At 68.4% G+C, this 25,447-nt stretch carries 26 protein-coding genes; 2 read left to right on the top strand and 24 right to left on the bottom strand.

The window, feature by feature from the left end:
• Nucleotides 1-15: 15 nt before the first annotated feature.
• From rpsB to rpsP, 19 genes are all read right to left on the bottom strand, one after another.
• The gene (rpsB, locus tag B5F73_RS01745) at nucleotides 16-789 is read right to left on the bottom strand and encodes a 30S ribosomal protein S2 (RefSeq protein ID WP_087225476.1); all 774 of its coding nucleotides are present in this window, start codon (nucleotides 787-789) and stop codon (nucleotides 16-18) included.
• A 192-nt stretch (nucleotides 790-981) separates the two neighbouring features.
• A complete protein-coding gene (locus B5F73_RS01740) occupies nucleotides 982-1,914 on the bottom strand; it encodes a tyrosine recombinase XerC (protein WP_087225474.1) in 933 nt (310 codons plus the stop codon).
• Nucleotides 1,915-1,916: 2 nt separating this feature from the next.
• Entirely contained in the window at nucleotides 1,917-3,251 is a 1,335-nt protein-coding gene (trmFO, locus tag B5F73_RS01735; RefSeq protein ID WP_087225471.1) for a methylenetetrahydrofolate--tRNA-(uracil(54)-C(5))-methyltransferase (FADH(2)-oxidizing) TrmFO, read from the bottom strand.
• A 31-nt stretch (nucleotides 3,252-3,282) separates the two neighbouring features.
• Nucleotides 3,283-4,176: a DNA-protecting protein DprA gene (locus B5F73_RS01730; RefSeq protein ID WP_087225468.1), complete on the bottom strand. Its 894-nt coding sequence runs from the start codon at nucleotides 4,174-4,176 to the stop codon at nucleotides 3,283-3,285.
• 5 nt (nucleotides 4,177-4,181) lie between these two features.
• Nucleotides 4,182-5,669 (bottom strand): YifB family Mg chelatase-like AAA ATPase, encoded by a 1,488-nt coding sequence (locus B5F73_RS01725; protein ID WP_087225465.1) that lies wholly within the window; start codon nucleotides 5,667-5,669, stop codon nucleotides 4,182-4,184.
• Nucleotides 5,666-6,109 carry a YraN family protein gene (locus B5F73_RS01720; RefSeq protein WP_087225462.1) on the bottom strand — a complete coding sequence of 148 codons (444 nt, stop codon included), beginning with the start codon at nucleotides 6,107-6,109 and terminating at the stop codon, nucleotides 5,666-5,668. Before B5F73_RS01720 ends, B5F73_RS01725 begins: the two co-directional genes overlap by 4 nt.
• A 173-nt stretch (nucleotides 6,110-6,282) precedes the next feature.
• Nucleotides 6,283-7,074, bottom strand: coding sequence for a ribonuclease HII (locus tag B5F73_RS01715; RefSeq protein WP_087225459.1), 792 nt, complete (start codon nucleotides 7,072-7,074; stop codon nucleotides 6,283-6,285).
• Nucleotides 7,075-7,141: 67 nt separating this feature from the next.
• Complete coding sequence (gene rplS, locus B5F73_RS01710) at nucleotides 7,142-7,486, bottom strand: 50S ribosomal protein L19 (RefSeq protein ID WP_087225456.1); 345 nt, start codon at nucleotides 7,484-7,486, stop codon at nucleotides 7,142-7,144.
• 109 nt (nucleotides 7,487-7,595) lie between these two features.
• On the bottom strand, nucleotides 7,596-8,552 hold the full coding sequence (locus B5F73_RS01705; RefSeq protein ID WP_143803105.1) for a DUF6273 domain-containing protein: 957 nt from the start codon (nucleotides 8,550-8,552) through the stop codon (nucleotides 7,596-7,598).
• A gap of 41 nt (nucleotides 8,553-8,593) precedes the next feature.
• Nucleotides 8,594-9,628 (bottom strand): deoxyguanosinetriphosphate triphosphohydrolase, encoded by a 1,035-nt coding sequence (locus tag B5F73_RS01700; protein ID WP_087225450.1) that lies wholly within the window; start codon nucleotides 9,626-9,628, stop codon nucleotides 8,594-8,596.
• 76 nt (nucleotides 9,629-9,704) lie between these two features.
• Nucleotides 9,705-12,464 (bottom strand): pyruvate, phosphate dikinase, encoded by a 2,760-nt coding sequence (ppdK, locus tag B5F73_RS01695; protein ID WP_087225447.1) that lies wholly within the window; start codon nucleotides 12,462-12,464, stop codon nucleotides 9,705-9,707.
• A 225-nt stretch (nucleotides 12,465-12,689) separates the two neighbouring features.
• Entirely contained in the window at nucleotides 12,690-13,085 is a 396-nt protein-coding gene (locus B5F73_RS01690) for a kinase/pyrophosphorylase (RefSeq protein WP_087225444.1), read from the bottom strand.
• Between the two features lie 57 nt (nucleotides 13,086-13,142).
• Nucleotides 13,143-15,239, bottom strand: a complete 2,097-nt coding sequence (gene glyS / locus B5F73_RS01685; RefSeq protein WP_087225441.1) for a glycine--tRNA ligase subunit beta — start codon at nucleotides 15,237-15,239, stop codon at nucleotides 13,143-13,145.
• On the bottom strand, nucleotides 15,240-16,151 hold the full coding sequence (locus B5F73_RS01680; RefSeq protein WP_087225438.1) for a glycine--tRNA ligase subunit alpha: 912 nt from the start codon (nucleotides 16,149-16,151) through the stop codon (nucleotides 15,240-15,242).
• Nucleotides 16,152-16,180: 29 nt separating this feature from the next.
• A complete protein-coding gene (gene lepB, locus B5F73_RS01675; RefSeq protein WP_087225435.1) occupies nucleotides 16,181-16,759 on the bottom strand; it encodes a signal peptidase I in 579 nt (192 codons plus the stop codon).
• A 2-nt stretch (nucleotides 16,760-16,761) separates the two neighbouring features.
• Complete coding sequence (trmD, locus tag B5F73_RS01670; protein WP_087225432.1) at nucleotides 16,762-17,508, bottom strand: tRNA (guanosine(37)-N1)-methyltransferase TrmD; 747 nt, start codon at nucleotides 17,506-17,508, stop codon at nucleotides 16,762-16,764.
• Complete coding sequence (locus B5F73_RS01665; protein ID WP_239379759.1) at nucleotides 17,505-17,966, bottom strand: 16S rRNA processing protein RimM; 462 nt, start codon at nucleotides 17,964-17,966, stop codon at nucleotides 17,505-17,507. Before B5F73_RS01665 ends, trmD begins: the two co-directional genes overlap by 4 nt.
• Nucleotides 17,967-18,035: 69 nt before the next feature.
• Nucleotides 18,036-18,326, bottom strand: coding sequence for a KH domain-containing protein (locus tag B5F73_RS01660; protein WP_087225835.1), 291 nt, complete (start codon nucleotides 18,324-18,326; stop codon nucleotides 18,036-18,038).
• A gap of 9 nt (nucleotides 18,327-18,335) precedes the next feature.
• A complete protein-coding gene (gene rpsP, locus B5F73_RS01655) occupies nucleotides 18,336-18,677 on the bottom strand; it encodes a 30S ribosomal protein S16 (protein WP_087225427.1) in 342 nt (113 codons plus the stop codon).
• A 236-nt stretch (nucleotides 18,678-18,913) separates the two neighbouring features.
• Between rpsP and B5F73_RS01650 the strand changes: the two genes are divergently transcribed.
• Both B5F73_RS01650 and B5F73_RS01645 read left to right on the top strand, forming a co-directional pair.
• Nucleotides 18,914-19,588, top strand: coding sequence for a response regulator transcription factor (locus B5F73_RS01650; protein WP_087225424.1), 675 nt, complete (start codon nucleotides 18,914-18,916; stop codon nucleotides 19,586-19,588).
• Nucleotides 19,589-19,592: 4 nt separating this feature from the next.
• Complete coding sequence (locus tag B5F73_RS01645) at nucleotides 19,593-20,816, top strand: HAMP domain-containing sensor histidine kinase (protein ID WP_087225421.1); 1,224 nt, start codon at nucleotides 19,593-19,595, stop codon at nucleotides 20,814-20,816.
• Nucleotides 20,817-21,122: 306 nt separating this feature from the next.
• Here B5F73_RS01645 and dinB read toward each other — a convergent pair whose 3' ends face one another.
• The 5 genes from dinB to B5F73_RS01620 form a co-directional block, all read right to left on the bottom strand.
• Nucleotides 21,123-22,337, bottom strand: a complete 1,215-nt coding sequence (gene dinB, locus B5F73_RS01640; RefSeq protein ID WP_343224972.1) for a DNA polymerase IV — start codon at nucleotides 22,335-22,337, stop codon at nucleotides 21,123-21,125.
• Nucleotides 22,338-22,414: 77 nt separating this feature from the next.
• Nucleotides 22,415-22,774: a ribosome silencing factor gene (gene rsfS / locus B5F73_RS01635; RefSeq protein ID WP_087225415.1), complete on the bottom strand. Its 360-nt coding sequence runs from the start codon at nucleotides 22,772-22,774 to the stop codon at nucleotides 22,415-22,417.
• A gap of 10 nt (nucleotides 22,775-22,784) precedes the next feature.
• On the bottom strand, nucleotides 22,785-23,453 hold the full coding sequence (gene yqeK / locus B5F73_RS01630; protein WP_087225412.1) for a bis(5'-nucleosyl)-tetraphosphatase (symmetrical) YqeK: 669 nt from the start codon (nucleotides 23,451-23,453) through the stop codon (nucleotides 22,785-22,787).
• Nucleotides 23,453-24,160 carry a nicotinate-nucleotide adenylyltransferase gene (gene nadD / locus B5F73_RS01625; protein ID WP_087225410.1) on the bottom strand — a complete coding sequence of 236 codons (708 nt, stop codon included), beginning with the start codon at nucleotides 24,158-24,160 and terminating at the stop codon, nucleotides 23,453-23,455. The genes yqeK and nadD overlap by 1 nt, the downstream gene beginning before the upstream one ends.
• A complete protein-coding gene (locus B5F73_RS01620; RefSeq protein ID WP_087225407.1) occupies nucleotides 24,157-25,425 on the bottom strand; it encodes a glutamate-5-semialdehyde dehydrogenase in 1,269 nt (422 codons plus the stop codon). Before B5F73_RS01620 ends, nadD begins: the two co-directional genes overlap by 4 nt.
• Nucleotides 25,426-25,447: the final 22 nt, after the last annotated feature.

Here is a 25,447-nt window from a genome sequence, read left to right as displayed (position 1 = left end):
TCTGGAAAGCGCGGACTACTCAGCGGACTGCTCGGAGGCAGCCTCGGCGACGGGGGCCTCCTCGGCGGAGGCAGCCTCGCCGGCCATCTCGGCGGCGCTGATCTGCTCCTTGCCGGAGCCGGCCAGGACGGCGTCGGCGGCGAGCTCGCACATGAGGGAGACGGAGCGGATGGCGTCGTCGTTGGCGGGCACGCCGTAGTCGACCACGTCGGGGTCGGAGTTGGTGTCGAGCAGGCCGACGACGGGGATGTGCAGGCGGTTGGCCTCGCGGATGGCGATCTCCTCGCGCTTGGTGTCGACGACGAAGATGGCCTGCGGCAGGGCGGTCATGGTGCGGACGCCGCCGAGGTTCTTCTGAAGCTTGTCGAGCTCCTTGGTGAGCAGCGCCTGCTCCTTCTTGGGCAGGGTGGCCATGCGGCCGTCCTCGACCATGGCCTCGAGCTCCTCCATGCGGGTGATGCGGGAGCGCATGGTCACGAAGTTGGTGAGCATGCCGCCGAGCCAGCGCTGGTTGATGTAGGGCATGCCGCAGCGCTCGGCCTGGACGGAGATGGGCTCCTGGGCCTGCTTCTTGGTGCCGACGAACAGGACGGTGCCACCCTTGGCGGCGGTGTCCTTGAGGAAGGTGTAGGCGCGGTCGGCGCCGAGCATGGTCTGCTTGAGGTCGAGGATGTAGATGCCGTTGCGGTCGCCAAAGATGTACGGCTTCATCTTGGGGTTCCAGCGGCGGGTCTGGTGACCGTAGTGGCAGCCGGCGTCGAGCAGGGTCTGGATAGTAATCTTAGCCATGGTAACCTCCTGTGGTTGATCCTCCGCGTGGGGTCATCCTCGTGACACCACCCATGACCTGGCTTCTAGCCACGGGCACCACGGTGTTCGAGTAGCCACGCGTGTGACGTATGCCGTGCGGACGCACAGCGATTAGACAGTATAGCCGCAGCGTCCGCTCGTGTCGAGGAGAAATGGGCCTCCACAGTCGCTCTACGAGCGCGGGTGCGCGCGCTGGGCCGCCTCCTTCAGACGGTCGACCGAAAGGTGCGTGTATATCTGTGTCGTGGCGAGGCTCTCGTGGCCGAGGAGCTCCTGGACGCTCCTCAGGTCGGCGCCGCCGCCGAGGAGCTCGGTCGCAAACGTGTGGCGCATGGCGTGCGGCGTGAGCGACGGGTCGAGGCCGGCCTGGGCGACGCGGCGCTCGAACACGGTTCGCAGGGCGTCGGCGGACATGGGGTTCCCCCTCGTCGACACGAAGAGCGCGCGACAGGCGCGGCCGGGTCGCAAAAGCGCGGGCCTCCCCCACTCCAGATAGGCCACCAGGTGATCGGTCGCCTCGCGATAGAGGGGGACGATGCGCTCCTTGGACCCCTTTCCGAACAGCCTCGCCTGCGCCGACGTGAGGTCGAGGTCATCGACGCTCAGACCCGCCGCCTCGGAGATGCGCGCGCCGGTCGCGTACAGGAGCTCAAGGAAGGCGCGGTCCCTCAGGCTCACCGGGTCGTCGCCCGAACAGGTCTCGAGCAGAGCTCGGGCGTCGTCATCTGTCATCGTCCTGGGCAGCGAACGGGCGAGCTTGGGGCTCGACAGCGCCGTGACGACGCCGGAGGAGCAGCGGCCCTCGCGCTGCATCCAGCGATAGAGGCCGCGAAGCGCCGAGAGGCGACGACCGATCGTCCTCGTGGTGTAGCCGGCCCTGGTGAGCTCGAGCAGGTACGAGCGGACGTCGCGATGCGTGAGCTCAAGCGGCGACACGCCCTCCCTGCGCGACCAGTCGAGAAAGGCCGTCAGGTCGATGCGATACGCACGGAGCGTGTTCTCGGAGAGGTGTCTGACGCCACCGAGAAACCCGAGGTACTCGTCAATCGAGCGCTCGAGCGAGAGCTGGGCCTCGCCTCGTCTCTGTGACTCCTGGGTCGCCATGCTCACGCGGCGTCCGGGCAGAGCAGCTCGGGGCGGCCCTGGAGATACCGATCGAGGTCGGTTCGGGCGCGCTCGACGAGGGCGGCGTGTCGAAGCGCCTTGTTGCGTGGGGCATCCGAAAGCGGCGGGAACAGCCCGAAGTTGACATGCATGGGCTGGTAGTCGCGCGTCTCGGGGTCGGTTGCGTAGCGAACGAGCGAGCCGAGGGAGCCGGTTGCGGGCAGGAGCACCGGGGCGATGCCGCGCAGGTCGGCATAGACGTTGAGGGCGGCGAGCAGTCCCGAGGCGATGGCCTCGACATAGCCCTCCGTGCCGGTGATCTGCCCGGCGAGACGGACGCGGGTGCCCGGGATCGAGAAGGTCCCGTCGAGCGCGTGCGGCGAGTCGACGAAGGAGTTCCTGTGCATGACGCCGTAGCGCAGAAACTCGGCGCCCTCGAGCCCGGGGATCATCCGAAGCACGCGCCGCTGCTCGGGCCAGGTGAGGTTCGTCTGGAAGCCGACGAGGTTGTAGGCGGTGTGCGCGGCGTTCTCGGCACGGAGCTGCACGACCGCCCACGGCCTGCGCCCGTCCCGCGGGTCGACGAGGCCGACCGGCTTGAGCGCGCCGTGCCTGAGCGTGTCGAGACCGGTCCTGGCAACCTCCTCGATGGGCTGGCAGGCGCAGAAGAGGTCGCGCTGCTCGAAGTCGCGGGCGAGCACGCGCTCGGCCCCGACGAGCTTCCGCACGAGAAGCTCGTAGCTCTCGCGGTCGAGCGGGCAGTTGAGGTAGTCGCCCGTCGAGCCCTCCCCCTGGTAGCGGGACTGCTCGAAGATCACGGAGCGGTTGAGGGACTCAGCGTCGACGATTGGCGCCGCCGCGTCGTAGAAGCTCATCCGCTCGCCGCCAACCGCCGCCGAGATTGCCTCGAAGAGCTCACCCGAGCAGAGGGGGCCCGCCGCGATGACGGCCGGGCCCTCGGGAAGGGCGTCCACGCGCTCCCTGACGAGCTCGATGTTCTCGTTCGACTCGACGAGCGCCGTGACGCGGGAGGAGAACGCCTCCCTGTCGACGGCGAGCGCCCCGCCGGCCGGGACGGAGGAGTCTCGCGCGCAGCCGAGCAGCACGCTGCCGAGGCGGGTCAGCTCCCACTTGAGCTGGCCGGCCGCGGTGTCCTCCTTCGTCGACTTGAGCGAGTTGGAGCAGACCAGCTCGGCGAGCCCGTCTCCGTGGTGCGCCGGCGAGGGGTGCCCCGGACGCTGCTCGACCAGACGCACCCGCACGCCTCGGCGGGCGAGCTGCAGCGCGCACTCGCTTCCGGCGAGCCCGCCCCCCACGACCGTGACGATCTCCCCCATGTAACCTCCTGGTCCGCGTTGTCGGCACGTCTCAACCATTGTGCCCCAAATAGTAGGTCCGCGTCGGTGAGTACCTTCCGTCGGGGAGGCGCTCGACGATCCCGCGGGCCTCGTAGTCGGTCAGGGTCCTCAGCACGGTGAGCACGCTCTCGTTGAGGCGCTCGGAAAGCTCGTCGGGACGCGACGGGGAGGCCACGAGCGCCGACATCACGGAGCCGGTCTCGCGTGGGACGCACTGCGGCCCCACGCGTGCAAGCCCGTAGTCGAGCGCGATCGACACCTGGAGGGAGCGTTCGTCAACGATGACGCGCGCGCCGTCGGCGACGAGCTGGTTGGTGCCCGAGGAGTTGGGCGAGAAGATCGAACCGGGTATCGCGTAGACGATTCTGTCGAGCTCGGTCGCCGCCTCAGCGGTCGACATGGTGCCCGACCTCATGCCCGCCTCGGTGACGACGAGGACGCGCGAGAGGGCCGCGATGACCGCGTTTCTCTTGGGGAAGGACCATCTCTGGGGACCCCGACCCCATCCCTCCAGGGAAACCACCGCCCCGCCGGCGGCGAGTGCCCCCTCGTAGAGGTCTCGCGAGGAGCTCGGGTAGACGACGTCGGCGCCGCACCCCGACACGATGACGGTTCTGCCCGAGGCGGCGAGCGCCGCCATGCCCGCCGCGTGGTCGCACCCCATGGCGCCTCCCGAGACAACGGTGACGCCACACTCCGCCGCGACCCTGGCCGCCATCTCGGCGACGGCGAGCCCGTAGGGCGTTGCCCTTCGCGCCCCGACGACCGAGAGGCAGGGGCCGAGCAGGGCCTCGGGCGCGCCGAGGCCAAAGATCTCGTCTGGCGGGTTTCTCAGGTCGTCGAGCGCCTCTGGCCACCCGTCCTCGCCCCGCTGTAGGGTCCATCCGTCATGTCTGCGCGCCATGTCGCTCAACCTCGCATCCTCGACCTGAACGCCATCGCCTCGACGACGTCCTCCTCTCCCACCAGCTCGTGCTCGGCGATGTCGGCGATCGTCCTCGCCACCCTGGTGACGCGCATGATTCCGCGTCCGCCCAGCAGCAGGCCGCGGGCTAGTGACTCAAGGGCGCGACGGGCCCGCGTGTCGAGCATCGCGGAGGGAGGGACCTGCCCCTCGGACCCGTCCTTAAGGCGCCATGCCCGGAACTCCCGGGCGGCCATCACGAGCTCCGAAAGCTCCCGTGAGCCCACGTCCGCGCGACCCTCTATCACCTTGGCTGTGTCGGGCCTGGGCACGTCCACGACGACGTCGATGCGGTCCATGAGGGGGCCGCCGATGCGGCCCTGGTAGGCGTCGATGCGAGCTTGCGTGCAGGTGCACTCGTGCCCAGGGTCACCGAGGTGCCCGCAGGGGCACGGGTTGGCTGCGGCCACGAGCTGGAAGTCGCAGGGGAACCGGTACACGCCGTCCACACGGACGATGCGCACCTCCTTGTCCTCGAGGGGCTGACGCAGCGCCTGCAGCGTCCCGCGCGAGAACTCGGGGAGCTCGTCGAGGAAGAGCACGCCGTTGTGCGCAAGCGACACCTCCCCGGGCAGAACCGGCCGTCCGCCGCCGACGAGTCCCCCGGTGGAGATCGAATGGTGGGGCGCCCGATAGGGACGCAGCCCCTCCGCCAGGAGATCGACCGGCTGGCCGGCGACGGAATGGATGAGCATCGCAGAGGCGGCCTCCTCCTCCGTGAGAGGCGGGAGTATCGAGGGCAGGCAGCGCGCCAACATGGTCTTCCCCGAGCCAGGTGGTCCAACCATCAGGACCCCGTGCCTCCCAACGGCGGCGATCGCCATCGCGCGCTTGGCGAGCTCCTGATCGGCCACGTCGCCAAAGTCGGGAGTCGGGCGAGACGGTCGACCCATCTCGACCGCTCCCTCCCCCAGCAGCGGTAGTCCCCCGACACCGTCTTTGAGCTGTGCGAGCGACCGTATGCCGCGCGCGCCGTCGGACTGAGAGGCGGGCAGCGGGCTCGACGCGGAGACGACGAGCCCGGCGCCGTTCTCGCGTGCGAGCATCGCATAGGCGACCTCCCCGCGGACGGGACACACCGACCCGTCGAGCCCGAGCTCCCCGACGTAGAGCGTTTCCTCGGTGACCGAGGGAGGCAGCTGCGAGGTCGCAACGAGGATGGCCACGGCTATGGGAAGGTCGTACGCCGTCCCCGACTTCCTCACCTCGCTGGGGGCCAAGTTGATGGTGACGTGCTCGCGGGGCATCGAGAACCCGCTCGCGCGGAGCGCGCAGCGGACCCGCGAGCGTGCCTCGAGCACGGAGGAGTCGGGCATGCCGACGATGTCGAGCCCCGGGAGGCCTCCGGACAGGCTCACCTCGACCGTCACCTCGAGCGCGTGCACGCCGCTGAGCGCGGCCGCGCGCACCGAGACGGGAGCCGTGCCCGTCATCCGTCTATCCCATACGCGTCTTTGACGTGATGGAGATGTGCGACGCCGTCCTTGCTCACGGTGATGGCGATGACGTCGAACCTCACCACGCTCGCCCAGTCGTTGGCCTGGAGGAAGAGGTTCGCGGCGTTGAGATAGCGACGCTGTCTGCGGTCGTCGACCGCCATCTCGGGGAGGATCTCCTCGCCGTCGTCTCCCTCGAGCCGCGTCTTTACCTCGATGAGGCTCACGGTACCCAGACGGGCGTCCGGGTCGATGGCGATGATGTCGACCTCACCAAAACCCGTGCGCCAGTTCTTCCCCAACACCTGCCAACCCCTGGCGAGAAGGCTCCTCTGGGCGACGGCCTCCCCTCGCCTCCCGAGCTCGTGGGGGTCAACGCGCCATCGCTCACCCACTCTCGTCGAATCGACCGGAACCTCAAGACAGACCTCGCACATCGCAGCTCCCTTCGCTCTGGTGAGCAAAGGTTCGCCGGTCGTGCTTACGGCTGGTGTGTCGATGCCAGACACACGGGAGACACGAGGGTGACACGAGGCTAGCACGCGTCACAGGACGTGAGCTCGGACGCCCCGTCTCATGCGTCGCCCAGACGCCACGCGTGCGGAACGAGTCAGAACAGACGGGGCTGCTCCACGAAGTTTCCACAGAACGACGAGCGATGAATCGGGCTGAGGCCGAGCTCGCGAATCGCGGCGATGTGCTCCGGTGAGCCATAGCCCTTGCAGGCGGCCAGGTGGTAGCCGGGGTACTCCTGCTCGTAGGCGACCATGAGTGCGTCACGCGTCACCTTTGCGACGATGGAGGCGGCCGCGATGCAGGCGACGCGCGCATCCCCCTTCACGATGCACCTCTCGGCAGGGTGCGCTCCGACGGGGTTGCCGTCGATGAGCACGCAGTCGGGCTCGAGACCGGTGTCGAGCACGGCGGCCCTCATGGCGTGCCGCAGGGCCGCCCCCATCCCCACCGCGTCGATCGACGCGGGCTCGACGTGCGCGATGCCGACGGCCACGGCACGCTCGGCGACAAGGGCCGCGATACGCTCGCGCTCGCGGGGCGAGAGCTGCTTGGAGTCGTTGATTCCCCAGATGGGCGGCTCGTCGGGGAGGCAGACGGCCGCGACGGTCAGCGGACCGGCGAGGGCTCCCCTGCCCACCTCGTCGACGCCGACGATCACGCCGGTCCCGCCGAGCTCGCGCTGGAGGCGATACATGTCTGTGACGCGCCGGTGCTCGGCCTCTTCTCGCTCGATTCTTCTGCGTGCCGTCTCGACGGCACGGACGACCTGCTTGCGGGGATCCTCGGCGTAGCGCTCGACCAGGAGGCGGGCCTCCTCGAGCGGGGCCTCGGAGAGCGTGGCCGCAACCTCCCTGGCCGTCACCGGACGTGACGCGTCGAAACCCAAAGCGAATCACCTCGATACAAGAAGGCCGCCCCCGAAGGGGCGGCCCAAGAGAGCTGCTGGCGAGTGACTAGTCGCGCTTCTCGCGGATGCGGGCGGCCTTGCCCACGCGGTCGCGGAGGTAGTAGAGCTTAGCGCGACGGACGTCACCGTGACGGACGACGTCGAGCTTGGCGATCTTGGGGCTGTGGAGCGGGAAGGTGCGCTCGACGCCAACGCCGAAGCTGATCTTGCGGACGGTGAAGGTCTCGCGGGCGCCCGCGCCGCTCATGCGGATGACGTCACCCTCGAAGACCTGCTCACGGGTGCGCTCGCCCTCGACGATGCGATAGTGAACCTTGACGTGGTCGCCAACCTTGACGGCGGGGATGTCCTCGCGAATCTGCTGGCGCTCGATGGCACGAATGTAGTCCATGTCCTCTTCCTGTCTCTAGAGGTGCCGACGCTGAGCGAACGACACATAGGTTTACACACAGGGAGGCATTATAGGGTACTTGGGCAAAACGAACAAGAACGACACAAAATCACAGACACAGCCCGACCACGACTCCCGCCGCCTGGTCAGGGGAGCCGAGCGTGACGGGATATCCCGACTCCATCACCTGATAGAAGAAGTAGTCGTCACCCTTGCCGAAGGAGAGCGGGTAGGCGCTTCGATACCACCAGCCGCAGGGCGTGCCGGAATAGGCGAGCTCGAGCGTGCCCTGCGGGTCGCCGTGACACGTGACGCCACGTTCGGCAAAGTAGGGATACTGTGCACCCTCGGCGTTCAGCACGACATCGTAGGCGGTGTAGTCAATGTACCCCGTCCGAGAACGAACCTCGTCCCCGTACTCTGCGGCGAAGAGGTCGACCGTTCCGCACACCTCGGAGACTGAGAAGGGCCAGAGGACGTCGTCGGTGGACGTGACGGAGTCGACGTCGGAGGTGGCACCGACGTTGTTGGTCCGCTTGCGCACGGAAACGACACCCTCCGAGAGACCTTCGGGAAGGAGGGCAAGACCCTCGGTTGAGAGCCACTCCCTGAGCGCGCTGACCTCCCAACCGCCGACGTTGCTCACGCTGTTCTGCATCGGCTCGAGGGAGATCGGGGAGGCCATGAGCGTGATCCCTGCCGCTCCGGAGCCATCGGAGCGCTCGTCGCACCTGATTCCGACAACCGTCAGGGTTGCCTGATGACCGTCCTCGAGCGGCAGCGCCCTAGTGTCCCCGACCTCTATGCCCCAGTCGCTGGCGAGCTCGACCCCCTCCTCATCCGAGGGGGCGTCGGCTATGAGGGCCGCGACCTCGGCGAGCTCCTCCCAGTCGTACTCAGCAAACTTTTTTGGGGTGAGTGATGCCGGGGCGGAGGCATTCCTCCCCGACGCGGCTGACTCGGTCAGGACGTAGCGGAGGGCGAGGACGCCGACCGCGAAGACGCACAGGGAGAGGACCACGAGAAGGGCGCTCAGCGCTCCCCTGCCACGTCTACGTCGATTCATCGGCGCCTCCAATCCCACGCTCATCCATCATAGGACAAGGGCTAGCGACGCTTCCAGGACTGCGGGACCTTGAGGTCCTCGTACACGCAGACGGCATAGCGGTCGGTCATGCCCGAGACGAAGTCGGCGACCTGGACCTCGGGGCGGTCCTCGTCGTGGAGCCGGTACTCGTCGGGGACCTCGTCGAGATGGCACACGAAGTAGTCGAAGAGCTCGCCGAGCATGGCGTACGCCTTGGGCTCCTCCCACTTTGCGTCGCCGCGCGAGTAGAGGTTTTCGAAGAGGAACCGTCGCATCGACATCATGGCGTCCCAGACGCGATCGGACATCCGGATGTCGCCGCACTCGGCGCTATGGGCGACAACGTCGTGGACCATCGTGTCGATGCGCTCGGAGGAGCTGCCGCCCAGGACGGAGCGCGCGTCCTCGGGAAGGTCCGACTCCCTCAGGAGCCCGGCGCGCTCGGCGTCGTCGATGTCATGGCACACGTAGGCAATTCTGTCCGAGAGAGCGACGACCCTCCCCTCGAGGGTCCGTGCGCGGACGGGACCGGTGTGGCACAAGATCCCGTCGGCGACCTCCCGGCTGAGGTTGAGCCCGCGGCCGTTGCGCTCGAGGAGGTCCACGATCCTCACGCTCTGCTCGTTGTGGGCGAAGAGCGGGACGTCACGGCTCACGCCTCGATACCGCGCCAGGGCGTCGGAGAGCGCCCGCTCGCCTACGTGCCCGAACGGGGTGTGGCCGAGGTCGTGGCCTAGGGCTATGGCCTCCGTCAGGTCCTCGTTGAGGCCGAGGGGCCGGGCGATGGAGCGCGCGACCTGCCCGACCTCGAGCGTGTGGATGAGGCGCGTGCGGTAGTGGTCCCCCTCGGGGGCGAGAAAAACCTGCGTCTTGTGAGCGAGCCGCCTGAAGCTCTTGCTGTGGAGGATCCGGTCACGGTCGCACTGGTAGCACGTCCTGAGGGGGTCGGGGACCTCCGGGACGAGCCTGCCCGAGCTCGCGTCGGAAAACGCGGCGTCGGAGGAGAGGCGGTCGTGCTCGATGCGCTCCCGCTCCGGTCTGCTCATGACCCTCATGGCTGCTCCTTACAGAGAAGGGGGAGGAGGCCAGAGGCCCCCTCCCCCATCATCGGTGAACGTGCGTCAGATCACCTTACTTGGCGACCTTCTCGGCGCCGCCGTTGGCCTCGATCTTGGCCTGGGCAGCCGCGAGGCGCGCGATGGGCACGCGGTACGGCGAGCAGGACACATAGTCGAGACCGAGGTCGTAGTACATGTGGATGGACTCGGGGTCACCACCGGTCTCGCCGCAGACGCCGCAGACGATGTCGGGGTTGCCGGCGTGGCCGCCCTCGACGCCCATCTTGACGAGCTTGGCAACGCCCTTGTCGAGCGTGGCGAACGGGTTCGTCTTGCAGATCTTCTTGTCGAGGTAGAGCGGCATGAACGCGGCCTCGACGTCGTCACGGGAGAAGCCCAGGCCCATCTGGGTCAGGTCGTTCGTGCCGAAGGAGAAGAAGTCGGCGTGCTTGGCGATGTCCTCGGAGGTGATGGCAGCGCGCGGAATCTCGATCATGGTGCCGACCGGGATGTCGAGCTCGACGCCGTACTCGTCGGCGACGGCCTTGATGTTCTCCTCGACGACCTCGCGGACGAGGGCGAGCTCCTCCTCGAAGGCCACGAGCGGGATCATGATCTCCGGCTTGGGGTTGAAGCCCTGCTTCTGGAGCTCGGCGGTGGCGGAGGCGATGGCCTTCACCTGCATGACGTTGAGCTCGGGGTAGACCAGGCCGAGGCGGCAGCCACGAAGGCCGAGCATCGGGTTGGCCTCCTGGAAGGAGTCGAGCTTGGCGAGAAGGGCCTTCTTCTCGGTGACGTCCTTGCCCTCGGCCTCCTCCTTGGCGATCTCGACGTCGAGGTCACGCGGGTCCTCGAGGAACTCGTGCAGGGGCGGATCGAGCAGGCGCACGATGACGGGCATGCCGTCCATGGCCTTGAACATCTCGAGGAAGTCGCCCTTCTGGGCAGCGCCGAGCTTCTCGACGGCGTCGGCCTTGACGGCATCGTCGTCGGCGAGGATGAAGTTCTGGATGAGCTGCTTGCGCTCACCGAGGAACATGTGCTCGGTACGGCAGAGGCCGATGCCGGAGGCGCCGTTGTCCTTGGAGAGCTGAGCGTCGGCGGGGTTGTCGGCGTTGGCGCGGACGCCGATCACGCGGCCACGCTCGGCGTTGTTGCGGACCTCGTCGGCCCAGTCGAGGATGGTCTGGAGGTCGCCGCCGAGCTCCGGACGGACGAGCGCGACCTCGCCGAGGATGACGTCACCGGTGGTGCCGTCGATGGAGATGACGTCGCCCTCGTGGAGGGTGATGTCGGTGCCGGCGATGGTGCAGACCTTGTTGACCGCGTCGATCTGGAGGGCGTCGACGCCGCAGACGCACGGGGCGCCCATGCCGCGGGCGATGACGGCGGCGTGAGAGGTCTTGCCACCGTGGGAGGTCAGGATGCCCTCGGCGGCAACCATGCCGTGGAGGTCGTCGGGCGTGGTCTCCCAGCGCACGAGGATGCAGGGCTTGCCGGCCTCGGCGTAGGCCTCGGCGTCAGCGGAGGAGAACACGACGGCGCCGACGGCGGCACCCGGGGAGGCGTTGAGGCCCTTGGCGATGACCTTGTAGTCGGCCTTGGGGTCGAACTGCGGGTGGAGGAGCTGGTCGAGCTGCTCGGGAGCAACGCGCATGACCGCCTCCTCCTTGGAGATGCGGCCCTCCTCGTACATCTGGATGGCGACCTTGAGGGCGGACAGGGCGGTGCGCTTGCCCACACGGGTCTGGAGCATCCAGAGCTTGCCCTGCTCGATGGTGAACTCGAGGTCCATCATGTCAGCGTAGTGGTCCTCGAGGATCTCGAAGACGTGGAAGAGCTCCTTGCCAGCCTCCTCCAGGCCGGGGACCTTGGGCAGGTCGGCGATCGGCTCGGTGTTGCGGATGCCGGCCACGACGTCCTCGCCCTGGGCGTTGACCAGGAAGTCGCCGTAGCGCTCGTTGGTGCCGTCGGCGGGGTTGCGGGTGAACGCGACGCCGGTGGCGGAGGTGTTGCCCTTGTTGCCGAAGGCCATCACCTGGACGTTGACGGCGGTGCCCAGATCGTCGGGGATCTTGTTCTGCTTGCGGTAGAGGATGGCGCGGTCCGTGTTCCAGGAGCCGAAGACGGCCTGCTCGGCGAGGCGCAGCTGGAGCAGCGGGTCGTGCGGGAAGGCCACCTTGCCGTCAACGACGACCTCGGGGTACTTCTCGGCGTCGACGTTGTCGACGAAGATCTGCTTGAAGGTGGCGACGAGGTCCTTGAGGTCGTCGGCGTCGAGCTCGGTGTCGAGCTTCACGCCCTTCTCGGCCTTCTTCGCGGAGATGGCGTCCTCGAAGAGCTGGCCCGAGACGCCCATGACGACGTCGGAGAACATCTGGATGAAACGACGGTAGGAGTCGTAGGCGAAACGCGGGTTGTCGGTCTGCTTGGCGAGGCCCTGGACGGAGTCGTCGTTGAGGCCGAGGTTGAGGACGGTGTCCATCATGCCCGGCATGGAGAAGGGAGCGCCGGAGCGGACGGAGACGAGCAGCGGGTCCTCGGAATCGCCGAGCTTCTTGCCCATGCGCTCCTCGAGGTCCTTGCGGTACTCGTCGATCTCGTCGAGGACGCCCTCGGGCCAGACGTTACCGGCGCTGGAGTAGGCGACGCAGGTCTGGCAGGTGATGGTGAATCCGGGAGGGACGGGAAGGCCGATGTTGGCCATCTCGGCGAGGTTGGCGCCCTTGCCACCCGTGATCCACTTGGCCTCGGCAACCGAGTCGCCCGCGACCTCGGTCACGTTGTTGCCGTTGGCGTCGAAGCCAAAGCGGTATACGTGCTTTTCTGCCATGGTTCTCCCTTGCTTTCTATGTCCGGACGCCCCGTGGGGCGCACTTACGACGACGTGCGGGCACGGACAACCCGCGCTCTGCCACATTCTAGCAGTGAATCAACTTTCAGCAAGAAGTTTGTGGGGACCGGACCCCTTGCGTCGGCGGGCTGCAAGCCTCGCTCCACGAGCGCAAAGAAAAGGGGCGCCCGCCTATGCGGGCGCCCCGGTGAGCGCTCTGGGAACCTAGACGAGCGGCTTGTCGTAGACGGCGCCGATCTCGTGCGAGGGCTCCTCGCCGGTGAGCGTGGAGATGACGGTCACCGCCGGGCCGAGGAGGTCGATCGAGGGGATGCCCCGGCGGTCGAGCTCGCGACGGATCTCGCGACGGAGCGTCCCGTTGGCGAAGGTGTGGAAGACGGCGCAGGGACGGTCGGGGTCGTAGCGCTCGTCGAAGAAGGCGCGCACCGTGTCGACGTCCTTGACGTTGGAGAGGCGCTCGATGTCAACGGACGCGTCCTTGAACTGCGCGGCGGCGGCCATGACGACCGTGTTGGCGGTCTCGCCGCGCGCGTCGGAAAGAACGTAGATCAAAGGAACGACCTGACCGAAGATGTCGTCATCCAGATCGAGCTTGGCCATCTTGCCCTCCTGTGTCCCCCAGTCGTCGCCCGGCCGGCCGGGCGACGGTGAATACCTCTACTTCTTGCGGGAGAGCGCGCCAATGTCGGCGACGCCGGCGAAGACCCCCACAAAGCGGTTGAGCAGCCGCAGGCGGTTCTCCCTTACCGCAGTATCCTCGTCCATGACAAGGACGTCATCGAAGAATCGGTCGATGGGCGCCTTGAGTTCGGCAAGGGCGGCGAGGGAGCCGGCGTAGTCGTCACGCGAGAGTGCGTCGCCGACGTTGACGGACCCCTGCTCGCAGGCGTCGAGAAGTGCCTTCTCGGCGTCGCCGAGCAGGGAGGCGTCGACGGAGTCGCCCAGGGAGGCGTCGCCGAGGTGAGCGGCGCGCGCGTAGGCGGTCGCGAGGTCGTCGAAGAGCTCGGGGCGCTGTGAGCGCGCGTCCTCGAGGGCGTGCGCGCGGGCCATGAACTCGACGGGGTTGACGACGCCGACGGCGGTGACCGCCTCGATCGTGTCGGGGCGGATGCCCTCGTCGCGCGCGATGGCGACCAGGCGACCGGAGAAGAAGCGGATGACCGCGGAGGACACCGACTCCAGGTCGAACTCGAGCCCCTGGGCGAGATAGGCCCCGAGCGAGAGGCCGATGAGCTGCCTGAGGTCACAGGAGGGCAGCGTGCGCAGCATGGCGATGATGCCGATCGCCGCGCGGCGCACGGCGTAGGGGTCGGAGGAGCCGGTGGGCGGCTCGTCGATGGCGAAGATGCCGCAGACGGTGTCGAGCTTGTCGGCGATGGCGACGCAGCGCCCGCAGACGCCCGAGGGGAGCTCGTCGCCCGCGAAGCGGGGACGATAGTGCTCGCGGACGGCGCTGCAGACCTCGGACGGCTCGCCGGCGGCCGCGGCGTAGTAGCCGCCCATGACACCCTGCTGGTTGGTGAACTCGACGACCGTCTGGGAGACGAGGTCGGCCTTGGCGAGGTGCGCGGCGCGCGCCGCCAGCTCGACGACGGAGTCATCCTCGCCGGCCTGTGAGGCGACGGCCGCCGCGAGCCCCTCCGTCCGCTCGACCTTCTGGAGCATGGTGCCCAGGCGCTCCTGGAACGTGACCGTCCCGAGGCGCTGGACGAACTCCTCCATCGGGCGCTTCAGGTCCTCCTCGTAGAAGAACTTCGCGTCGTCGAGGCGAGCGCGGACAACGCGCTCGTTGCCGGACACGACGGTCTCGGAGACGCGGGGGTCGGCGTTGGAGACGACCACGAACTCGCGCGTGAGGTTGCCGGAGGCGTCGTAGACCGGGAAGTAGCGCTGGTTGGAGAGCATCGACTCGCAGATGATCTCGTGCGGGACGTCGAGGAACGCCTCGTCGAAGGTCCCCACGAGCACCGTGGGCCACTCGCAGAGGTTGACGACCTCGTCGAAGATGCGCTTGGGGGTGTCAACGTGCGCGCCGCCGCGCTCGGACTCGATGCGCGCGATGCCGTCCCTGATCACCTCGGCACGACGCTCGGCGGAGAGGACGTAGGCGCGCTCGAGCGTGGCCTCGTAGGCGCTCGCGCTCTCCACGACGTGCTCGCCGGGGGCAAGGACGCGGTGGCCGCGGGTGGTGTTGGAGGACGTCACGTCGGCATAGGTGACCGGAACGACCTCGTCGCCGAGAAGCGAGCAGATCCAGCGGATGGGGCGGACGAACGTGGCGTGCTCCGACCCCCAGCGCTGGCTGCGGTAGTTGGGCCACTGCAGGCTGCCGATGACGCCGGCGGAGAGCTCGGACAGGATCGGGGCGGCGGGCCTGGAGGGCACGCTCCTCTCGGCGAAGACGTACTCGCAGCCGTCGTCGTCGACCCTGCGGACGAGCTCGGACGCGTCGGCGCCGCACTTGCGCGCGAAGCCGAGGGCCGCCTTGGTGGGAGAGCCGGCCTCGTCGAAGGCGATGGCGGCCTTGGGGCCGCGCTTGACCTCGTGGATCTCGTCGGTCGCGACCGCGACGTCGGAGACCAGCGCGGCGAGGCGGCGGGGCGTGGAGATGACGCGGACGTCCCCGTGGGCGAGGCCGGCGGCGTCGAGGCCCCTCTCGACGAGGGTGCCGAGCTGCTGCGCGGCGTTCATGAGAGGCGCGGAGGGCATCTCCTCCGTGCCGATCTCGAGCAGGAAATCACGGGTCTCGGCCATCTAGGCCACCTCCCCCTTCTTGGCAGTCTCATCCGTCTTGCCGGCAACCTCGGCGAGGTAGGACTCGCAGCAGAGCTTGGCGATCGTACGGACGCGGAGAATGTAGTTGGCGCGCTCGGTGGCCGAGATGGCACCGCGGGCATCGAGCAGGTTGAAGGCGTGGGAGCACTTCATGACGCAGTCGTAGGCGGGAAGCGGAAGCTTCCTGTCGAGGCAGGAGTGGCACTCGGCCTCATAGTCGTCGAACTTCTGGCGCATCATCTCGACGTTGGCGACCTCGAAGTTGTAGGCGGAGAACTCGCGCTCGTTCTCCTGGAACACGTCGCCGTAGGTCATGGGCGTGCCGTCGGGGAGGTAGGACCAGATGACGTCGTAGACGGAGTCGACGCCCTGCGCGTACATGGCGATGCGCTCCAGGCCGTAGGTGATCTCGACGGGGACCGGGTCGACCTCGATACCGCCCACCTGCTGGAAGTAGGTGTACTGGGTGACCTCCATGCCGTCCATCCACACCTCCCAGCCCAGGCCCCAGGCGCCCAGCGTGGGGCTCTCCCAGTCGTCCTCGACGAAGCGGACGTCGTGCTCCGCCGGGTCGAGACCGATGGCGGCGAGGGAGCCGAGGTAGAGCTCCTGCGAGTTGGTGGGGCAGGGCTTGAGGATCACCTGGAACTGGTAGTAGTGCTGCATGCGGTTGGGGTTCTCGCCGTAGCGGCCGTCGGCCGGACGACGACAGGGCTGCGGGTAGCAGGTACGCCACGGCTTGGGGCCGAGCGAGCGCAGCGTGGTCGCCGTGTGGAACGTGCCCGCGCCGACCTCGGAGTCGTAGGGCTGCATGACGGTGCAGCCCTGGGCCGCCCAGTAGCGCTCGAGCTCCAGGATCATGTCCTGGAAGGTAAGGGTAGTCTTGCCCATGATCGTCCTTCTCTCGTCCCCGCGCGGCCCTAGAGCAGACCCACGTCGGAGAGTGGCCAGTAGATCAGAATCGCCCTCGATGTTACGTCATCGACGCTCACGGGGCCAAAGAAACGCGAGTCCTTAGAGTTGGTCCTGTTGTCACCCATGACCCAGACCGTACCCTCGGGGACGGTGTAAGGATAGCTTATGCCGGCCGAGCCCTCGTAGTCGCTCTCGGAGTACGTGGGCGCGCCGTTGACGTAGGGCTCGTCGAGGGTCGCCCCGTCCACGACGACTTTGCCGTCCACGAGGTCGACGGTCTGCCCGCCGACGGCGACGACGCGCTTGACGAGCGTCTCCCCCTCCTGGAGCGGGCTGTCAAAGGTAACGATGTCACCCTGCTCGGAGCCGCCGAGCGCGAGGGAGACCTTCTCGCCGAGCAATAGGTCGCCCACCTGGATGGTCTCCAGCATGGAGCCGGAGGGGACGTAGTAGACGCCGACGACGAAGACGCGGAGCAGCACGGCCACCGCCACGGCGCAGAGCAGGGTCCCCACAAACCACGCGACGCCGCCCCCGCGGCCCTCCTCCTGGCCCTCGTCGGCCTCGCTGAAGTGACGCGGCATCCTCACTCCCCTCTCGAGGCCTCGTAGCCGACCGACCTGACGATGGCGAGCTCCTCCTCGTCGAGCGCACCCTCGTCGATGAGGTCGGGCCTCCAGCGCGCGGTGCGCTCCACCGAGCTCAGGCGACGCCACCGGTCGACGCGGGCATGGTCGCCGCTCAGCAGCACGTCGGGCACGTCCATGCCGCGGTAGCTCGCGGGCCTGGTGTACTGCGCGTACTCCAGCAGGCCCGTCTGCGGGGAGAACGACTCGTCGACGGCGCTCATCTCGTCACCAAGGGCCCCGGGGAGCAGCCTCACGACGGAGTCAACGACGGCGAGGGCCGCGAGCTCGCCCCCGGTGAGGACGTAGTCGCCAAGCGAGAAGACGTCGTCGGCGAGGGTGTAGACGCGCTCGTCCATCCCCTCGTAGCGACCGCAGACGAGCAGCAGCCGCTCCTCGCGGGAGAGGCGCTCCGCGCAGCGCTGGTCGTAGGGGCGGCCGCAGGGCGAGAAGAACACCACGTGCGGGCGCGGCCCGTCCGAGGAGAGGTCGTCGACCGCCTCGAACACGGGCGCGGGCTTCATGAGCATACCCTGGCCGCCCCCGAACGGGGCGTCGTCGACGGTGTGGTGGCGGTCGTGGGTCCACTTCCGCAGGTCGTGGGCCACGAACTCGAAGACGCCGGCACGCCGGGCCCTGCCCATGATCGACGCGTCGAGGTACGGGTCGAACACCTCGGGTATGACCGTGAGCGCCTCGATCCTCATCGGGTCGCCTCCCATTCGAGGCCCGCGGGTATGCGGACGACGACCGGACCGTTCTCGGGGACCTCGGAGACGACGTCGTCGATCACGGGGAGCAGAAGCTCTCCGCGCGATCCGCGCAGGACCCAGACGTCGTTCGCGGGACCGACCATGACCTCGGCGATCGTGGCCGTGTCGCCGCTGCGCTCGTCGACGACCTCGCGGCCGACGAGGCGCCCCGCGTCATGGAGCGCGAGGTCCTCCGGGAGGTCGGACAGGCGGGCGAGGAGGTGGCGTCCGACGAGGCGCTCGGCGGCCGCGAGGTCGCCCACGCCGTCGAGCGCCACGAGCGAGCCCGACCGACCGTCGGAGGAGCAGGACACGACCGTGTGCCACCTCGAGCCCCTGAGCTCGGGCGGCACGACGGCGACGTCGAGTCCCTCCCGGACAAGTGAGGGAAGGCCGTGAACGGGAACCGTCACGACCTCCCCTCTTCTCCCGTGCGTCTTCTCCACACGGGCTATGCACCTATAGCGGTCGCGCATGAGCCCCTAGCCCACGACCTCGACCTCGACGGCCGTGCCGACACGCTGGCCGAGCGCACGGGCGAGGGTGCGAATCGCCTTGATGGTCCGACCCTTGCGGCCGATGACCCTCCCGGCGTCCTCCTCGGAGCAGCTCACCTCGATGAGAGCGCCCTCCTCGCGGTCGGTGACGTCGAGCGAGACGGAGTCCTCGTCGTCGACGAGGCCGCACACGATGTACTCGACGAGATCCGCCACGCGATCGGACGGGAGCTCCTGCTCGACTGCCTCGGCACGGGATCCCTCAGCGGTTCCCATGACGAGCACCTACTCGGCGTCCGACTCGGCCTCGGCAGCGGCCTCGGCCGCAGCGGCAGCCTTGGCAGCGGCCTTCTTGGAGATCTTCGCCTTCTTCTCGACGACGGGCTGGCCGTTGCGAGCGATCTCGATGAGGTGAGCGACGGCGTTGGTGGGCTGGGCGCCCTTGGAGACCCACTCGTCGACCTTCTCGAGGTTGATGTCGATGACCTTGGGGTTGGTCAGCGGGTTGTAGCGGCCGACCTCCTCGATGTAGCGGCCGTCCCTCGGCATGCGGCCGTCAGCGACGACGACGCGGTAGTACGGACGCTTCTTGGCACCGTGACGGGCCAGGCGAATCTTGACTGCCAATGAACACTCCTCCATACATGCGGTGCGCGTGGACACAGGGGGTGGCCGCACCGCGTGGCCACAAAACGACTTATCATCTTACGACTCTTTGGAAGAGCCGCAAGGTGCAGTTTTTGTGAAACGCCTCCGGGAGCGGTCGACCGGGGCGACCCTTCAGCAGAAATTCAGCCCCGCTGGGTAGGATAGCCCACGTGAGCCGCCGCGCCGCGTGCGGACCCAGTGGGAAGGAATGACACATGAACGTTCTTGTCGTTGAGGACGAGAGAAACCTTGCCGACGCCATCGTGCGCATCGTCTCGGACGGTGGCGACACCGCCGATGCCGTGTACGACGGGAGGGCGGGACTGCGCGCCGCCTGCTCGGGCCGCTACGACGCCGTCGTGCTCGACGTGATGCTGCCCGGCCTCGACGGTCGCGAGGTGGTCCACGAGATGCGCCGCCAGGGAGTGGCCACGCCCGTCCTCATGCTCACCGCCCGGACCACGACCGCCGACAAGGTCGACGGCCTCGACGCCGGGGCTGACGACTACATGACCAAGCCCTTCGAGGCCGACGAGCTTCTCGCCCGACTGAGGGCCCTCACGAGGCGCAAGGGCGACGTCATGCTCGATGACGTGACCTTCGCCGACGTCACGCTCGACCTCGCCACGCACGACCTGTCCCGCGGGGAGCGGACGGTGCACCTGTCGGGCAAGGAGTTCGAGGTCATGCGCATACTCATGGGGTCCAGCCCGCGCGTCGTCTCCAAGCAGGACCTGCTCGCACGCGTGTGGGGCGACGTCGACGCCTCCGAGAACTCTGTCGAGGCGTACGTCTCGTTCCTTCGCAAGAAGCTCGCGCACATCGGCTCCTCCGTACAGATAACCACCCTCAGGATGCTCGGGTACCGCCTCGAGGTGCTCGAGGAGTAGGGCCATGCTCGCCCGGCTGCGCAGGGAGTTCATCGCGATCACGATGCTGCTCGTGGGCCTCGTGCTGGTGGGCGTGCTCGGCATGACCTTCGTCACCAACGCCCTCACGCTGCGCTCGGTCACCTCCCGCATCCTCGACCGCGCCCTCGAGGGCGACATAACCTCGGCCCAGATCGGGGACACGACCGGCGAGCAGAGCGCAGAGATCATGCTTGCCGTCGTCATCGAGCTGTCGGACGACGGGTCGCTCCTCGGGCTCGGCGGCTCCCCCGTCGAGATCCCGGTCAACACCCTCGACGACATCGCCCTGGAGATAATCTCCGCACAGTCCAACGAGGGCGAGTGCGAGGAGTACCCGATCTCCTGGAAGCGGGCTCGGGCGCCCTGGGGATGGAGGGTCGCCCTGGTCGACACCTACTCGAGCGACGCTGCCCTGCGCTCCCAGGCGCTCAACGGGCTCGGCATCCTCGCCGTGTCGATGGGCGCCCTCTTCGTCATCTCCTACGTGCTCTCCGGGTGGGCGCTCAAGCCCGTCGTCAGGGCGTGGGAGCAGCAGCGCCGGTTCGTGTCCGACGCCTCCCACGAGCTCAAGACTCCCCTGGCCGTCATCCTCGCCAACACGCAGATCCTCGAGCGCGAGGACCTCGACGAGGAGACCGGTCGCTGGGTGCGCAGCACGGGCGAGGAGGCGAAGCACATGAGGGACCTGGTCGAGGACCTCCTCACCCTCGCGCGCGCAGACGAGGCGAGCGACGGTTCGCCGGACGCGCGCCCCGAGCCCGTGGAGACCGACCTGACCGCGCTCGTCTCTGCCTGCTGCCTCGAGTTCGACGCCGTCGCCTACGAGCGCGGGTGCTCGATCGACCCTGCGCTCTCCCCCGGCGTCACGGCACGCGTCCGCCCGGCGGACTACGAGCGCGTGCTGAGGACGCTGCTCGACAACGCGACCAAGTACGCGTCGAGCGAGACCTCCGTCCAGGTGAGGCTCGAGCGCGCCGGCAGGAGGTCGGTCCTGGCGGTCACCAACCACGGCGAGGTCATCTCCCCGGAGGACATCGACCATCTCTTCGACCGCTTCTATCGGACGGACCGGGCGCGCGAGCGCCGCGGCGAGGGCGGCTTCGGCCTCGGCCTCGCGATCGCCAAGAGCCTCGTCGAGGCACAGGGCGGCTCGATCGCGGCGACCTCGACCGAGCGAGACGGCACCACCTTCACCGTCACGATCTAGCGGGTTGCACTCGTCGCAGCGCGAGCCGTCCGAGAATCGCCGTCCTTGTCGCCCGCGCCTCTAGGAACCGGCGCCCTTGTCCGAGGCCGATCCAGAAATCGCCGCCCTTGTACGTCAAGACGGGGCTTCGGACAGACAAACCTCCCGATTCTTAGAACCCATCAGGACAAGCCCGGGATTTCTTAGAAGGCACCGTGACAAGAGCGGCGATTTGCAGAAAACGCAAGGACAAGCCCGGGATTTTTTAGAAGGCACCGTGACAGGGGCGGCGATTCCTGGAGGCTCTGGCGACAAGAACGACGAATCCTAGAAGTCCGACTTGTTCATCGGGGCAGTGTCCGAGGTCAGCCCCTTGAACCTCAGGTCCCGCCCAAAGCCGACGGCATCCTCGCCGTAGCGCTCGCGCAGCACGTCCGTGACGCGCCCGAGCGCTGACCGGTCGCGGCGCGCCTCGTCGGCGGACGGCGCCCCGTCACCGAGCGTGAGCTGCGTGGCGCCACCGTCAAAACCGGAGACCCCGACCCCCACGAGCCTGACGCCCTGCCCCTCGTGCCAGAGCCCCTGGAGGAGTTCCACGGCGAGCTCGCCGATCTCATGCCCGTCGTCGCTCTCGCGAGAGAGGGCGCGTTGCGCGGTCCTGGCATGGGTCACGTCGAACTTGAGCTTCAGGGTCACGGTCCTCCCCCTGAGCCCCTTCCTCCTGAGCCTTCTGGCGACGACGTCGGAGACGTGCCTGACGGCTGCCTCCACGTCGTCGCGGCTCGTGAGGTCGCGGGCGAACGTCCGCTCGTTCGAGACCGACTTCACATGCTCCGGGGCGGCCGCCTCCCCCACCTCGCTCCGCTCGAGGCCGGCGGCGCGTCGGGCCATCCGCGGCCCGGTGACGCCAAACGCGCGCTCGAGGACCGTCGGGTCCGTGCGGGCGAGCTCGCCGAGCGTGCGGACGCCCATCTCCTTGAGCCTCGACTCCGTCGCGGGACCCACGCCGCTCATCGCGCCGACCGGCAGCGGGGCGAGAAACGCCGCCTCGGTCCCCGGAAGGACGACGGTGAGGCCGCGGGGCTTCTCCCGCTCGGACGCGATCTTTGCGACGGTCTTGTTGACGCCGATGCCGATGGAGCAGGTCACGCCCAGCTCCGCGACGCGCCCCTGTATGCGGCGGCAGATGGCCACCGGGCTCTCGCGCGAGAAGCGCCCGGGCGTGACGTCGAAGAACGCCTCGTCGATCGACACCTGCTCGACGAGGGGCGTCTCGTCCACGAGGATCGACATCACGGCGGCGCTCATCTCGCGATAGCGGTCATAGTGACCCTGGGTCCACACCGCCTGGGGACAGAGGCGACGCGCGGTGGCAGCAGGCATGGCTGAGTGCACGCCAAAGCGCCGTGCCTCGTAGGAGGCCGTGGAGACCACGCCGCGCCTGTCCGCCGAGCCGCCCACGATCAGCGGCTTGCCGCGCCACTCGGGATGATCGAGCTGCTCGACGGAGGCGAAGAACGCGTCGAGGTCGAGCAGCCCCACCGCAGGTCCCTGCCAGTCAAGTATGTCGACCGGAGCCGTCATGGGACCAGTATAGTTCGAGCGGGTCGTGCCCCGCCTCAGCCCTCGAGCCCGAGCTCGACGCGCGGCGCGTCCGCCCAGAGGGCCTCGAGTCGGTAGAACTCCCTGGTCTCGCGGCGGAACACGTGGACGACGACCGAGCCGTAGTCCACGAGGACCCACGAGAGGCCCTCGCGGCCCTCGCAGGAGATCGGCGAGATGCCGCAGTTGGCGCTCACCTTCTCGCGAACCTCGTCCACGATGGCGTCGACCTGTCGCGCGTTCTCACCCGAGCAGATGAGGAAGTAGTCGCAGACGTCGGTCATCGGCGAGAGGTCGAGAAGCGCGATGTCGGCGGCCTTCTTCGAGTCGGCGGCGAGCGCAGCGACCTTGGCCAGCTCGAGCGGGGTTACGGTCATGCAAGTCTCCTTAGTCGCGTGCCCTCTCGGCGCGCCGCGCCGCGAGGGAGTTGTAGACGTCGATGGTCCCGGGGTAGAGGTATCTTCCCCCTTCGAGAACGTATATGATCCCGCCGACGAACGACTCCCAGAAGAGGTCGTCGAGCGAGACCTCGCCCACGAGCGAGCGCAGCCGCTCGATGCCGGGCGTGTCGGGTCGGAGCGGCTCGATGCCGTCGGCGACGAATATGACCTCGTCGAGCGGCCCCATGTCGGCGGCGGCGGACGTGTGCACCGCCACGGCGTGCCACACCGACGGCGGAAGCTCGGGATAGCGGCTCGGCAGGACGCGGGCGGCAATCATCCCGTGGAGGACCGAGTGCACGAGCTCGAGCTCGACGCCGAGGTCGATGCCCAGCTCCCGCGCATGGGCGAGCTGCTCGGATGCAGAGCAGGCCTTCTCCCAGTCGTGCAGCAGGCCCGCGGCGCGAGCCAGGAAGGGGTCCACGCCGTACATCAGGGCGAGACGCTCGGCCGTCTTGGCGACGGAGAGGGAGTGCGCGAGACGACGGGGCTTGTCGGCGAGATGCTCCGTCACGTCAGACGTGAGTCGGGCGAGAATGACCTGCTGCTCGGGCGAGTAGCTCACCTTGAGGCGAGCCTTGGCCTTCTCGCGCGCCTTCCCCTTCTTCTTCGCCATCAGGCGACCACCTCGCCGGTGTGCCCGTATCGACTGCGGGAGGCCCCGTAGAGGCCGTGCTTGTGAAGATAGCCGGTCACCTGGTCGGGCGTGAGGTAGCGAAGGCTCTGGCCCGCCTCGACGCGCTCCCTCAGGTAGCTCGAGGAGATGGCGAGCGCGGGGACGGAGAGGTAGGTCACGTCGAAGTCGAGCCCGGACGCCGCGATCGCGTCCCAGGCGCGGTCGAGGTCGTAGCCGGGTCGCGTCGCCGCGACGAGATGGGCGAGACGGGCGATGTCGGCGGCGTCGCGCCAGGAGACGATCTCTGTGATGGCGTCGGCGCCGGTGATGAAGTAGAACTCGACGTTGTCGGGATAGAGCTCGCGCAGGAGCCTCAGCGTGTCGGCGGTGTAGGTGACGCCCTCGCGGTCGATCTCGAACCGCGAGGCGACGAAGTGCGGGTTGTCGGCGGTCGCGAGGAGCGTCATGGCGAAGCGCTCCTCGCCCGAGGTGACGCGCTGGTCCTGCTTGAAGGCGGGCCGCCCGGCGGGCATGAAGACCACGAGGTCGAGCTTGAGGTCGTCGAACGCCTGCTCGGCGGCGACGAGATGGCCGTTGTGGATGGGGTCGAAGGTGCCGCCCATGATGCCGAGGCGGTACGTGCGACCCTCGTCGGAGCCGAGGACCGGCAGGTCCCTCTCGCGCAGGCGGGCGACGTCGACCGTCATCGGACCTGCCCCTCCCCGCGCGCGACCCACTTGGTGGTGGTGAGCGCGGCCGCCCCCATCGGCCCGCGGGCGTGGAGCTTCTGCGTGGAGATGCCGATCTCTGCCCCGAGCCCGAACACGCCCCCGTCGGTGAACCGAGTCGAGGCGTTTGCGTAGACCACGGCCGCGTCGACGCCGGCGAGGAAGGCCTCGCATGCGGCGTAGGAGTCGGCGACGATCGCCTCTGAGTGACCCGTGCCGTAGGTGTTGATGTGTTGGATCGCCTCGTCGACGCCCGAGACAACGCGGCAGCTGATCTCGAGCGCGAGGTACTCTCGCCCCCAGTCGTCGTCGGTCGCGTCAACGAGGCGCGAGAGGAGCTCCGCCTGTCCGGCGAGGGCCGCGCGCGTCTCCTCGTCGGCGTGGACGACGACCCCGGCACCGACGAGCTCGGAGATCATCTGCGGCAGGAAGGAGGGGGCGATCGCACGGTCGACGAGCAGCGACTCGCACGCGTTGCACACGCCCACGCGCTGCGTCTTGGCGTTCATGACGATGGAGCGGGCCTTCTCGAAGTCGGCGCTCTCGTGGACGTAGACGTGACAGTTGCCGGTCCCGGTCTCGATGACGGGAACCTTGGCCCCCTCGACGCAGGCGCGGATGAGAGCCGCCCCTCCCCGCGGGATGAGAACGTCAACGAGACCGGTCGCCTCGAGGAGCTCGGTCGTCTGCGTGTGCGCGGCGTCGTCGTCGACGTACTGGAGCGCGTCGGCGGGCAGGCCGGCGTCGGAGAGGGCGAGGCGGCAGAGCCCGGCGATGGCCAGGCACGACTCGCGCGCGGCGGAGCCGCCCTTGAGGACGCAGGCGTTTCCGGAGCGGACGCAGAGCCCGAACGCATCGGCGGTGACGTTGGGACGGGCCTCGTAGATCATGGCGACCACGCCGAGCGGGACGCTGAGGCGCTCGATGCGCAGGCCGTTCGAGAGCGTAGAGCCGCCGAGGACGCGGCCGAGCGGGTCCTCCTGCCTCGCGATGTCGTCGAGGGAGTCCGCGATCTGGCCGATGCGGCCGGCGTCGAGCATGAGACGGTCCTGCAGAGGGAGGCTCATGCCCGCGACGCGGGCCCTCTCGAGGTCGAGCGCGTTGGCGGCGACGATGTCGTCGACGGAGGAGCGTATGCGCTCCGCCGCTCGCCGCAGGGCCTCGTCGCGGACCGACCGCGGAGCTCGCGCGAGCGAGGGCGCGGCCGCACGGGCCAGCGTCGCCTTGTCCCTTGCCTCAGACATGGGTCTCTCCTTCCTCGGGCGT

Source organism: Olsenella sp. An270 (genome assembly GCF_002159735.1).
GTDB lineage: Bacteria > Actinomycetota > Coriobacteriia > Coriobacteriales > Atopobiaceae > Thermophilibacter.
Note: the sequence above shows the minus strand (reverse complement) of the source record. Positions and strands in the feature narration are given on the sequence as shown.

Excerpts from the sequence above, each read along its gene's own strand:
- rpsB (WP_087225476.1), bottom strand. The coding sequence starts at position 789 with ATGGCTAAGATTACTATCCAGACCCTGCTCGACGCCGGCTGCCACTAC.
- B5F73_RS01740 (WP_087225474.1), bottom strand. The coding sequence starts at position 1,914 with ATGGCGACCCAGGAGTCACAGAGACGAGGCGAGGCCCAGCTCTCGCTC.
- trmFO (WP_087225471.1), bottom strand. The coding sequence starts at position 3,251 with ATGGGGGAGATCGTCACGGTCGTGGGGGGCGGGCTCGCCGGAAGCGAG.
- B5F73_RS01730 (WP_087225468.1), bottom strand. The coding sequence starts at position 4,176 with ATGGCGCGCAGACATGACGGATGGACCCTACAGCGGGGCGAGGACGGG.
- B5F73_RS01725 (WP_087225465.1), bottom strand. The coding sequence starts at position 5,669 with ATGACGGGCACGGCTCCCGTCTCGGTGCGCGCGGCCGCGCTCAGCGGC.
- B5F73_RS01720 (WP_087225462.1), bottom strand. The coding sequence starts at position 6,109 with ATGTGCGAGGTCTGTCTTGAGGTTCCGGTCGATTCGACGAGAGTGGGT.
- rplS (WP_087225456.1), bottom strand. The coding sequence starts at position 7,486 with ATGGACTACATTCGTGCCATCGAGCGCCAGCAGATTCGCGAGGACATC.
- B5F73_RS01705 (WP_143803105.1), bottom strand. The coding sequence starts at position 8,552 with ATGAATCGACGTAGACGTGGCAGGGGAGCGCTGAGCGCCCTTCTCGTG.
- B5F73_RS01700 (WP_087225450.1), bottom strand. The coding sequence starts at position 9,628 with ATGAGGGTCATGAGCAGACCGGAGCGGGAGCGCATCGAGCACGACCGC.
- ppdK (WP_087225447.1), bottom strand. The coding sequence starts at position 12,464 with ATGGCAGAAAAGCACGTATACCGCTTTGGCTTCGACGCCAACGGCAAC.
- B5F73_RS01690 (WP_087225444.1), bottom strand. The coding sequence starts at position 13,085 with ATGGCCAAGCTCGATCTGGATGACGACATCTTCGGTCAGGTCGTTCCT.
- glyS (WP_087225441.1), bottom strand. The coding sequence starts at position 15,239 with ATGGCCGAGACCCGTGATTTCCTGCTCGAGATCGGCACGGAGGAGATG.
- B5F73_RS01680 (WP_087225438.1), bottom strand. The coding sequence starts at position 16,151 with ATGGGCAAGACTACCCTTACCTTCCAGGACATGATCCTGGAGCTCGAG.
- lepB (WP_087225435.1), bottom strand. The coding sequence starts at position 16,759 with ATGCCGCGTCACTTCAGCGAGGCCGACGAGGGCCAGGAGGAGGGCCGC.
- trmD (WP_087225432.1), bottom strand. The coding sequence starts at position 17,508 with ATGAGGATCGAGGCGCTCACGGTCATACCCGAGGTGTTCGACCCGTAC.
- B5F73_RS01660 (WP_087225835.1), bottom strand. The coding sequence starts at position 18,326 with ATGGGAACCGCTGAGGGATCCCGTGCCGAGGCAGTCGAGCAGGAGCTC.
- B5F73_RS01650 (WP_087225424.1), top strand. The coding sequence starts at position 18,914 with ATGAACGTTCTTGTCGTTGAGGACGAGAGAAACCTTGCCGACGCCATC.
- B5F73_RS01645 (WP_087225421.1), top strand. The coding sequence starts at position 19,593 with ATGCTCGCCCGGCTGCGCAGGGAGTTCATCGCGATCACGATGCTGCTC.
- rsfS (WP_087225415.1), bottom strand. The coding sequence starts at position 22,774 with ATGACCGTAACCCCGCTCGAGCTGGCCAAGGTCGCTGCGCTCGCCGCC.
- yqeK (WP_087225412.1), bottom strand. The coding sequence starts at position 23,453 with ATGGCGAAGAAGAAGGGGAAGGCGCGCGAGAAGGCCAAGGCTCGCCTC.
- nadD (WP_087225410.1), bottom strand. The coding sequence starts at position 24,160 with ATGACGGTCGACGTCGCCCGCCTGCGCGAGAGGGACCTGCCGGTCCTC.
- B5F73_RS01620 (WP_087225407.1), bottom strand. The coding sequence starts at position 25,425 with ATGTCTGAGGCAAGGGACAAGGCGACGCTGGCCCGTGCGGCCGCGCCC.